Annotated in this window: 3 protein-coding genes; 1 reads left to right on the top strand and 2 read right to left on the bottom strand. The window is 30.2% G+C overall.

Annotation, left to right across the window (positions count from 1 at the left end; translation table 11 throughout):
* Positions 1-20: 20 nt before the first annotated feature.
* The gene (locus tag BLP75_RS14100; protein WP_092727182.1) at positions 21-485 is read right to left on the bottom strand and encodes a methylated-DNA--[protein]-cysteine S-methyltransferase; all 465 of its coding nucleotides are present in this window, start codon (positions 483-485) and stop codon (positions 21-23) included.
* A gap of 202 nt (positions 486-687) precedes the next feature.
* A complete protein-coding gene (locus BLP75_RS14095) occupies positions 688-8766 on the bottom strand; it encodes a DUF7507 domain-containing protein (RefSeq protein ID WP_092727181.1) in 8079 nt (2692 codons plus the stop codon).
* Positions 8767-8955: 189 nt separating this feature from the next.
* Between BLP75_RS14095 and BLP75_RS14090 the strand changes: the two genes are divergently transcribed.
* A complete protein-coding gene (locus tag BLP75_RS14090) occupies positions 8956-12396 on the top strand; it encodes an isopeptide-forming domain-containing fimbrial protein (RefSeq protein WP_092727180.1) in 3441 nt (1146 codons plus the stop codon).
* Positions 12397-12417 lie beyond the last annotated feature (21 nt).

The raw sequence follows: 12417 nt of genomic DNA, 5'->3' as shown, positions 1-12417 counted from the left end.
GCTTCTCCTAATTTATTTAATTATTCTATACTTCCCTCGTGTTTTAAAAGCCATGATTTTCTATGAAGTCCGCCACCATATCCAGTTAAACTTTTATTAGCTCCAATTACTCGATGACAAGGAACAATTATATTTATAATATTTTTTCCATTAGCACTTCCTACTGCTCTTACTGCTTTTTCATTTCCTATTTTAGTAGCAATATTTTTATATGAAACAGTTTCACCATATGGTATGTCAGTTAAGGCAGTCCATACCTTCTTTTGAAATTCAGTTCCTTTTAGTTTGAACTTTATATCAAAATCCTTTCTAGATCCTGTAAAGTATTCATCTAATTGTTTTATAACCTCTTTCAAAATCTGAGGATGTTCTGAAGATTTTTTTCTTTCATCTACGTATAAAACTGAAATCAACTCATTTTCTGTTGTGCATATCTCTAAAATACCAACTGGTGAATCATAATAATCAAAAAATTTTTTATCCATATCTATCCTCCAAAATAAATTAGTTTATACTCTATACCATTTTGTACATTATATCATATCCATGATATTACTTTTTAATATATCCTATAGAGTTATCTTTATAAACGTATTTTGAGTATAATCAAATTTATATATCTCCGAATATATGTAAAAGATCCCTTAAAATATTAAGGGATCTCTTTTCTAATAGCTTATTTTAACTCTAGCATAAATCTACAACTTGAACTTTATAAACTACTGTTATAATTTGACCTGGTGTCATTGTATTTAAATTAAATCCAGCAGATGGGTTATAGTCTGGATATGATACTCCATTTATAGTTACTGAACCTAATACAAATACTGAATTATGAGGTGTTTGATCTAAAAATACAACATTAGTAGCATCAATGTTACCTGTATTGACTATTGTAACAGTATACGTTAGTTGTTCTCCTATAGTTGCGTATTTTTTATTTACAGACTTAGTTACATTTAAACTACCATATGCAATGTTAGTTGTTACAGTATTTGAATAAGTTGTATCACTATATGGTGGCTGTTTTGGATCTACTACATACTCAAATGTTATAACTGCTTGGTTTGTTACTTGATTAGTTGAAGGAACGGATACAACAGTTACAACAAATGATACTGTTACCACATTACCTATACCTATATCTCCTAAACTAAATCCAACAGTTGGATTATAAGTCGGCTGACTTACATTATTAACTTTTACACTTCCTGGTTTAAATGTTACACCAGTTGATGGTGTATCCTGGAAGAATACTTTACTATCTATAACATTTCCTACGTTAGTTAAAGTAACTGTATAAGTTAATTCATCTCCTATAGTAGCTATTGGCTTATCTACAGACTTAACAACTGTTATTTTACCTAATACTACATTTGTTGTTACTGTATTACTCAATTGATCTTTAGTTATTACAGCTCCACTAGGATCTATCTTATAACTAAACTGAATATTAGAATTATTTGTTACATATGCTGGTGTTGGTAATGAGTTTATCTTTGCATTAAATGCAACAGTAACAGTTTGACCTGGTGCTAAATTAGATAATTCAAATCCAACAGTTGGATCTAATGCTGGATATACTATACCATTTATACTTACAGTTCCTGATATATAAGTTAAAGCAGATTGTAATATATCTGTAAAGAATAAACTAGTTGCATTTACATTACCTGTATTTATTATTGTTGAAGTATACGTTACTGTATCATTAACTTTAGCATACATTTTATCTACTGTTTTTGTGTTTGATAAGCTACCAACATTTATATTAGTAGTTACTGTGTTTGATGTTGCAGTTATCGGATATGTTGAACCTTGAGGGTCTATACGATATAACCCATTTGATACAGCATAGTTTGTTATCTGTGGTGGTGATGGAAGTGTAGCTACTGTAGCTTGGAATTGTACTAAACAAGTATTTCCAGCTATAAGATTATTTGGTAAGTTAAATCCTTGTATTGGGTCATAATTTGGGTAACTTACACCATCTATTATTACAGTTCCTGATTTAAATACTGCACCATTTGATAAGAAGTCTGTAAAGAATAGTTGTGATATAGTTGTATTACCATCATTTTTAATCAAAATACCGTAACTTAAGATATCTTGTAATGTTGCATACATTTTATCTACTGTTTTAGTTGCTGTTAATTTAGGCATTACTATTATAGTTGATACTGTATTTGATTGAGTTGATTTACTATAATATTGACCATTTGGATCTACCTTATAAGAGAATGTTCCTACTGCATAGTTTAATACTGATTGATGAGTTGGAGAATCTATTATATTAACTGTAAACACTACTGTTACATGATCTAATGGATCTATATTTCCTAAACTAAATCCTAAATTTGGATTATAGTCTGGATATGTTGTTCCATTTACTTTTACAGATCCCTCATTAAATGTTACATCAGTTTGTAAACTATCTGTAAATATTACATTATCAGCTCTTACATTTCCATTGTTTGTAACAACAACTGTATAAGTCAATGTATCTCCCATTGTAGCGTATGATTTGTCTACACTCTTATTAAGAGATATTGATCCTACATTAATTTGTGTAGTTACTGTATTTGAATTAACTTGAGCAGGTATATCTGATCCATTTGGATCTATACGATATACAAATGATAGATTTGCAGTATTGCTTACTAGTGATGGTACTGGTAATGAAGTTACTGCAGCATTGAATTTTACAATTACTGTATCTCCAGATACTATATTTCCTAAAGAGAAACTTGAATAAGGATCATAAGTTGGATAATTTACACCATTTATAGTTACTGATCCATTTACAAAAGTCAATCCATTTGGTATAACGTCTCTAAAGTTTACATTTTTAGCAAGTGTATTTCCTGTATTTACAACATTTACTGTATAAGTTAATACATCATCTATTGTAGCATACGCTTTGCTAACTGATTTAGTAGCTGTTAATGAACCTACATTTATTATTGTAGTTACAGTATTAGTTGTACCTTCCTTAACAACTGGTTGATTAGCTGGATCTACATAATACTTATAACTTCCTGTTGCATGGTTATATATAGTGTAATCTGTCGGTAATGTTAAAACTTTTACTGCAAATGTTACTGTAGAATTACCATATCCAGTTATATCATTTAAATTAAATCCTGTATTTGGATCATAATCAACATAAGTTACTCCATTGATTTTTACTGATCCTGCTATAAAACTAGCATTTGATTGTACTATATCTCTAAAGAATACATCAAAACAGTTAGCATTTCCTGAATTTATTATATTTATTGTATAATTTAAAGTATCTCCTATAGTTGCATATGCTTTATCTACTAATTTAGTTGCTGTTAAAATTCCTATTTTTATAATAGTAGTTACAGTATTTGAATTAGTTGTTATAGTTACAGGATTATCTGTTGGAGTTAATTTATAAGTGAAAGTTATATCTGCTGTATTTTCTACTTTTTCGCTTTGAGGTAATGAATCAACATGAATACTAAATGTTATTGTATGATATTGGTTTGGTATTAAGTCGCTTAAAGCAAATCCTGTATTTGGATTAAATGTTGGCTGTGGTGTTCCGTCAATTGCCACTGTACCTGTGTTGAATGATGTTGATTGTGGTATTAAATCTTTGAAAGTTATATTAGTGGCATTTACTGATCCAGTATTTTTTACTACTACTGTATACGCTATATTATCTCCTACTGTTGCATATAACTTATCTACTGATTTATTAACTGTTAATTCACCTGCTGCAACATATGTTTGAGTTGTATTTGTATTTATAGCTGCAGTTATTATTTCTTGACCTACAGTATAATCATAAGCAATAGTTGCATAGTTGTATATTATATTATCACTTGGTCTGCTTAATATTGTAGCTGCAAAACTTACAGTTGTAGTTGCTCCTGCTATAATATCATCTAAATCAAATCCTGTATTTGGATTATAGCCTTGCATTTGAACTTGATTTATATATACAGAATCTGGTACAAACGATATATGAGAATCTAATATATCTTCAAAGAATACATGTTGTGCAGAAGTATTTCCTTCATTCTTTATAGTAATAGTAAAGTTTAATGTATCTCCTATTTTAGCTAATGTTTTATCTACAGATTTATTAGCAGATACTATAGTGTCATAAACATAAACTGTAGTTGTATTAGATGTTTTAGTTTTAGTTGTAGGGTTTCCATTAGGATCAACATAATATGAATATGTTACATCTGCTTTATTTAGTAATTTATTATCAGTTGGTAATGTGTTAGCTGTTACTTGGAAACTAACTACAGCCTGTTGACCTACAGGTATATCATCTAAACTAAATCCTGTATTAGGATTATAATTTGGTTTATTTATACCATTTACATAAACTGTACCTGTATTAAATGAAGATTCAGATTGAATCGTATCTTTAAATAATAGATTTTTTAAAACTGTATTACCAGTATTATTTATTACAAAACTATAAGTGATTACATTAGTTAATCTAACTACACTTCTATCAGCTGATTTAGTTACTGTTAAATCACCTAAGTTTATATAAGTTGTAACAGTGTTACTTGTCGAACTACCTAATATATATGGGCCATTTGGGTCTATCTTATATTGATAGTTTAAGATAGATGTATTTGTTATATATCCATTGCTTGGTACACTATCTACTGTTACATCAAAAGTAACTGTTACATGTGATCCTGGAGTTATTACTCCTACTGTGAAACCTAAATTAGGATCATAATCTGAGTAAGATGTTCCATCTATTTTGACCGTTCCTGCTACAAATGTTGTATGTTCTGGAACAGTATCTATAAATTGAGTATTTGATATATTTACGTTACCATTATTAGCTATTACTGAAGTATAAGTTAAAGTATCTCCTACAGTTGCATAAGCCTTGTTTACACTCTTTGTATTAGTAACCGCCATTTTGTTTATATTAGTGGTTACTGTATTACTTGTTAGACTACCATCTATATAAGGTGAAGTTGGACTTAATTGATACTTGAAGGTAATATTAGCTGTATTATCAATTTTTGGCGGAACTGGAACACTAGTTACTGTTGCACTAAACATTACAACAACATTTCCACCTGGTAATACATTACTTATAGTAAAGCCTGTATTAGGATTATAGTTTGGATAGCTTGTTCCATCTACTACTACCGAACCTGATACAAATGTAGCTCCATTTTGTATTATATCTTTAAAATTAACATTTGTTAGAGGTATTGTACCTGTATTAGTTGCTGTCACTGTATAATGTAATACATCACCTATTGTAGCATACATTTTATCTACTGATTTTGTTAAGGTAGCTGAATAACTATTGATGACTGTTGTTACTGTGTTACTTGTTGATGTCTTAGTTACTGGCTGTTGAGTAGGATCTACATAGTAGATAAATGATATTGTTGCGTTATTTTTAATAGTGTTAGGAACTGGTAACGAATTTACAGTTACTTTAAACTCTATAGTTACTACCTGGCCCATTTGCATTGTACCTAGCGTAAATCCTGTCTGTGGATTATAATCTGGTTTACTTACTCCATTTACTAATACAGATCCTGGTACAAATGATGCTTCTGATTGTATTATATCAGCAAATAATGTATTAATTGCTGCTGTATTTCCTGTATTCGTAGCTGTAAATGAATAAGTTAAAGTCTCTCCAACTGCTGCATATGATTTATCTGCAGTTTTTACTAAATTTATTTGTGCATATGGGTCATATGTTATTACTGTATTAGAGTATATGGTTTTAGTTATTACTGGGCTATCAGGACTTTGTTTATATGTCATTGTTACTTCTGACGTATTTGGTATATATCCAACTGGTGGATTATCTTTTATTGTAGCTCCAAATACTATAGTTGTTGTCTCTCCAGGTTGCATATCATCTATAGGGAATTGTATATTTGGTGTAAGGTTAGGATAATTTATACCATTTATATATAAGCTACCTTGATAGAACTCTAGATATATGCCTAAAAAATCTACAAACTTCATATTAGTTAAAGGTACTGTTCCTGTATTTTGTATAGTTGTTGTATAAACAAGTGCATCTCCTACTTGTGCATATGTTTTATCTACACTTTTAACTACTGTATATTGAGCTTTATTTATAGTTGTTTGAACTGTATTACTATATATAGTATTTGTCAAAGTACTTCCATTAGGATCTGGCTTATAGCTATATACTAAGTTAGATTTATTGTATATTATATTTGGATTTGGAAGAGTATTAACTTTTGCTTGGAATGTAACTTCTATTATATCTCCATAGCATATAGTTCCCAATGTGAACCCTTGATTTGGGTCATATGATGGATATGAGATACCGTTAATAGCTACTGATCCTGGTACAAATGATGCTTCTGGTTGTATCGTATCTAAAAATACCGTATTTATAGCATTAATATTACCACTATTACTTATTTCTATTTTGTAGTATAACGTATTTCCTATCTCAGCATATTGTTTATCTACACACTTAGTAACATTCATACATACATAGTTTGCAACTGTATCAACCTTATTAGAATCTTTTTCTGATTCTATAACAGTCCCACCTGGTGATATTTGATATTTAAATGGAACTTGAGCTATATTTTCTATCAAGTCAGCAGGGTTAATACTATTGACTAAAACTTTATATTCTACATTTGTAGTTTGTTGAGGACCTATAGGATCTGGTAGTATAAATCCATCAAATGGATTTAAAGTTGGCTTTATAGTTCCATTGATTTTGACACTTCCACTTACAAATGTAGCTCCAGGTATTGGCGGCTCTATTACTTGAATATCTGGTGCTGGCTCATTCCCAATATTAGTTAAGCTTAAAGTGTAAGTTACTGTATCCCCTACATTTGGATAATTATTGTTATTACATCTTTCACCTATTATATCTATATATTGAACTTGTATAACTGTAGAATTACTAAACGTTGTTTTTTCTCTAGAATATCCATATTGATTGAATATATATGAAAATGTTATACAGCTTATATTATTTACTTTTGTTGATGCAGGCAATGAATTAACTTTAAACTTAAATACTATTTGAGTGCTACCTCCAACAGGTAAATCAGGTAAAGAAAATCCTGCTACAGGATCATAATCAAGATAAGCTGTTCCATCTATAACTACAGTTCCAGATACAAATGAAGAACTTGGATCTATTTTATCTTGGAAGAATAAATTCTTAGCGATTTCTGTTCCAATGTTAGTTATGTTTATTGTATAGTCTACAATATCATTTATATTCATTGTAGTTTTTGATGCTGATTTTATTATTTTAAGCTTTCCATCCTGTACTATAACTTCTACAGTGTTAGTTTGACCGTAGTTTGTAATAGTGTCTAATCCTGAAACAAACTGATAATTATAATTTACTGATTGGTACATTAATCCTCCAGATGGTACTGAGTTTACCATTACTGTAAATAATACAGTTACAATACCTTTTGCAGCAATTGTTCCAGTATTTATTCCATTTTGTATATCAGCTGTAGGATTTGATACTCCATTTATCGTAACTGAACCAGGTACAAATGTAGTAGATGAATTTAGTGCTGCTGATGCTATTACATTGTTTGCTGGTACATCTCCATCATTTTTTATATGAATAGCATAAACTAATGGCTCTCCTACTTCTACATTGTACTCATTGTCACCATCTATATCATAAGAATCTAATGTTGCTATTATATTTGGAGCCTTCGCTAAAACTTGAGCTCCTAGAGCTACTAGCTGAACCCCATCACCTGTCTGACCTTCAGTAATTTGACCTGCTAGCAATGTTTGATTTGTAACTAATGTGTTAGATATATCTACATTTGTTATATCCCATTTATTCCTTGCACCTAACTTTTGGGTAGGTACGAATCCATCATTATTATTATTTCCATTAGTACCGTTTATATTTAAAAGACCATTGCTAGAATTTAACGGATCTGCTACATTTATTGCCCCTGAGAAGAAATTATTCCCTGGGTTGTTTGGTGATGTTCCTGGATTAGGATTCGGACTATTTACAACATTACCAATATTACTAAGTTGAGCAAATGATGGACCTGCCATTACAGTTTCTATGCCATCTATAGGACCGCCATTAGCACAAGCCAAAAATACGTTACCTTTTAAGCTTGATTGGTCTGATGAAGTTGTAAATCCTGTTAAAGTCGTTTGTAGTGGTGTATTTGGTGTTGCTACAGATATACCCGAGTTATAAATAACCTTTTGAGGTTTAAATGCATTATTTCTATATATAACTGATAGTGACCATCCAGCTCTTGAATTACTTAGCCCTGTACTAGGTACACTTATAGGAACATTTGATACTGTATAGCTTCCTGATAAAGCAGATTGAATATAGCTTGTTACATCAGCTGCCCTGTATCTATCTATAGTTCCTGATAGTCCAGTATAACTTTCTGAATATTGAGGGGTTATTTGAAAATTTCCTTTTGAAGTGGTAAATGTTATCGGATTGTCTTGTATACTTCTAAGGTCTAAAGCCCCTGATACATTACTGTATACTGTAGAATACCATACAAGTTCAGCATAAAGAATTGTACTATTTGCTAATATATTTAAATTAGCTGTACTACCTGATTCAGTCCAATCTCTAGTCGTTGTTCCATCTATTTTTATAATATCAGAAGTATTCACTGCAGGGGCAGTTGTGCTACCGCATACTACTAAACTGTTTCCGGTAGCTACTAAAATTGCTTTATCAATTGCTGAGAAACGCTGTGTTAGTGCCACGTTATTTCCTCCTATTTATTAAATTTAACAATTCTCGGTCTTTGATTAAAAGGCCTTAATATATAATAGTAAAATATTTTTTTTTGGTTCCTAAATTTTTATTAGTATAAAAAATTTGTCTAATCTAGACGTAACACAATATAAATTATTTTAATATAATGTATCAATAAACTTTTAAGGAGTGATACTATGCCCTCTAGCATATTAACTATGAGCATCGATAAAACTCAGAATATACCTATTATAATAGGAAATACTTCTTCTTTTGATATAAGTATTAAAAATCTAAGTTCTATCCAAAGATTATATAATTTAGGAATTACCTTAACATTACCTGATGGATTAGTACTTTCAACATCTACTATTCCTCAAACATCTAGTGTAACTAATGCAGATAACAGTATTACTTATTCATGGGTAAATCTAAAAGATCTTGCACCTCTGGAAATAAACTTTAAATTTAGTATTACAATAAAGTGCAATACCAAGTTTAAAAATGGAAGCACTATTCCATTTGGATATAATTTTTCTGGAATAAGTGTAGGATGTCAAGTAGACACAATGCCTAGAGGAATTTATGATATAGGAAATGAAGTAATTACACAGCAAATCTCTATGACTTATGTAACGGTTCGATTTACTAGTACTATAACAACTGCTGGTAAAGTTTTAAAAGGCGCTGGGACTTCACTTTCTTTAAATGATTATACTCAGGTGAATACAGCTACTTGTAAATTTTCTAACAACTCAATTTCAACCTCTGCTGTAAATATATCAATATTATTAGAAGATGGTATAAGATACATTGGAAATATTACAGTATCCGGCACGGATGCTTCTAAGTTTACTTCCCCTACTATAAGCACAGTAAATATTAATGGTAAAATTTATACTCAAATTTATTATGGTAATATCAATCTCTCTATAAGTAGTAATACAACATTAACATTTAATTATGCTATATGGAATAAGTATAATAACAATCAAGGTAACTTCATAGTACATGGAACTATTTTAAATATGCTAATTAATATGTCATCAGCTGATCCTTTGATTACATCAAATTCAGACAGTAGTACTAGTTTTGCTGCTATGGATTTAATTATCACTACGTCTACAAGTAAATCTACAATAGATGTTCAAACAAGCTTTACTTACACTTATGTATATAAAGTAGGACAATACTATAATATTCAAGATATAGTAGTTCACTATTTTTTACCCGATGGAATATTTTATATATCTAGCTCCTCTACACCAACTTCAGTTGTAGATGACCCAACGCTTCAAGGCTATTACCTAACTTATAATTTTTCTTTAGCTACTCAAAATTCCACAAAAACAATTACTATAAATGCTAAAGTTGATAGTTATTATAGATACAAAAAAGATAGTCAATCTTTAAATTTACCTGTAGTTGCTTCTGATCCATTTTTAGCTACTACCGATATTTTAGGAACACTTATAGGACCACTAACTCAAGTTACAGATAACGCTAGTGTAAGTTCTAGTATAGGTGTTGGAACTATAACTAAACAATTTATAAAAGGATATTACAAAGATGGAACACCTAAATCAATAAATGCTTTAGCTCCAGGAGATTTGGCTGAATATACACTAACTTACAATGCATCTACATTAAAGGCCATACAAAAACAAGTTTATATAGATGATTTTTTCCCTTTATCAGCAGATCCTATAAATAACTTAAATTATTTATATACAGGTATTACACCTATTAATCCACCACAATTAATTAGTCCTCATGGAGTAGATTTTTACTATGGTGATTTACCAGGACTATCATCAGGCACTATTAACTTCAAGGTTCCTATAGCTCTTCTCGGTTCGTCATCCCAAAATTCAAATTTAATGAAATTAAAAGGGATAAATACCTACGGATATGCTTATAGTAACCGTTCACAAGTAACTATTAATATAGGTACTCCTAACTTATCATTGACAAAATCTGTATCTGGCCCTAATAAAAGCGCAATCCAAGCAAATGAAATTTATACTTATACAGTTACAATAAGTAATTCAAATAACCTTGGTACTGAAACAGATGCTTTTGATTTTACTCTTAATGACACTTTATCCTCTACATGGTTTACACTTGATCAAAATAGTATAAATGTTTCTGGCTCAGGTAGCTATAATACGCCAACTGTTCAGGGTAACAATATAGTTGTTTATATAAATAAGTTATCACCAGGTCAATCTCTAACTTTAACGTATAAAGTAACTATAAGTTCTGTCTTAGCTCCTGGAGTTAGTATAACTACTACTGCTACTAATACTAATCCTTACTCACAAGTGTATAATGCAAGTTCCAGCAACTTTCAATATAGCAATTTAAATAAAAGTGCTTCTGTTACTTTATCATCATTAGCTATAAGTATTACAAAGACAAATTTCCCTGATACGTTTAAAGTAGGATCATCTGTAACCTATACCCTTACTATTACTGTCCCTCAAGGTACAATAGCCTATGGATTATACGGAAAAGATATACTGCCAAGTGGAGGTCAAGTATATTTAGGGCCGACTTACAGAAACGGGTCTCTTATTACTCCTACGGTTTCATCAAATACGATTACCTTCCCTACAGAAGGAACAGTTGATGCTAGATTATCTACTCAAACTATTTCATATGTGATGACAGCTAAAATAAGCAATGCTAATAAAAGTGTCAATGCCACAACATCAACACAGACAAATACGTTCCAATGCTTATACCAGCAGGTTCAAAGTGGAAGTTTTAATACTATTAGTAAAAGTTTAACTATAACCATAAATCACCCTAATCTAGTAATGGCTCTAAGTGCCACAGATAAAACAACATCCACTATATATACACAAACAGCAAATATAAATACTAATTCTATAATGCAGTTTAAATTAACATTCCAAAACAACAGTATAATTAATTTATTAAATGGTACTATAGAAATTCCTATAGATAATAACTTTTTATTTTATTCTATAGATACAATGGTTTTATGTAATGCAACTTATAATATAACTTCTAAAAAAATAATAATCACAGTACCTTTATTAGGTCCATCTGTATCTGGATATATAACTTTCACAGTAATACCTCAATCTAATTTAAGATCTGGAACTTCTATAAACACACAAGCAACAGCTGTTTCATACTATAATGATATTTCTCCTACTAAAGTATATTCAGGTGAAAAAAGTAATATCTTAATATGCATTTTACCTCCTGGTGTTTCTTTATTACCTGATCCATTATATAAAATAAATGAATCAACTTCGTTCTATGTTACACCTCCAGGTAACACTGCTGTAATTCTTGATTATTTTAAAAATACTGGTGGCGGATATGATGATTTTACTTTGATAATACAAAAAGTTGCTATTCCTTATAGCTTATATATTGATGATATTAAAATAACAGATATTCCAGCGAATACACTTTATCAAGCGGACTTATCATCAATGGCAAATTTAGCACCTAATACTTCTAAAGTAATAAAAATTACGGCTACTATTCCTATTGGACAGTCTTTAGGTGTTAGATACGATTTTACAGTTACAGCTAAATCAAAAACTACACCTTATCCTGAAAAAACAGTTTTAAATATAGATCCTAATCCATTTTAACTTGGTTTAAATAAAAAACAT

The sequence above is a fragment of the Romboutsia lituseburensis DSM 797 genome, from assembly GCF_900103615.1.
GTDB classification, from domain to species: domain Bacteria; phylum Bacillota; class Clostridia; order Peptostreptococcales; family Peptostreptococcaceae; genus Romboutsia_F; species Romboutsia_F lituseburensis.
The sequence above is the reverse complement of the archived record's forward strand: the minus strand, read 5'-3'. Positions and strand labels throughout refer to the sequence as shown.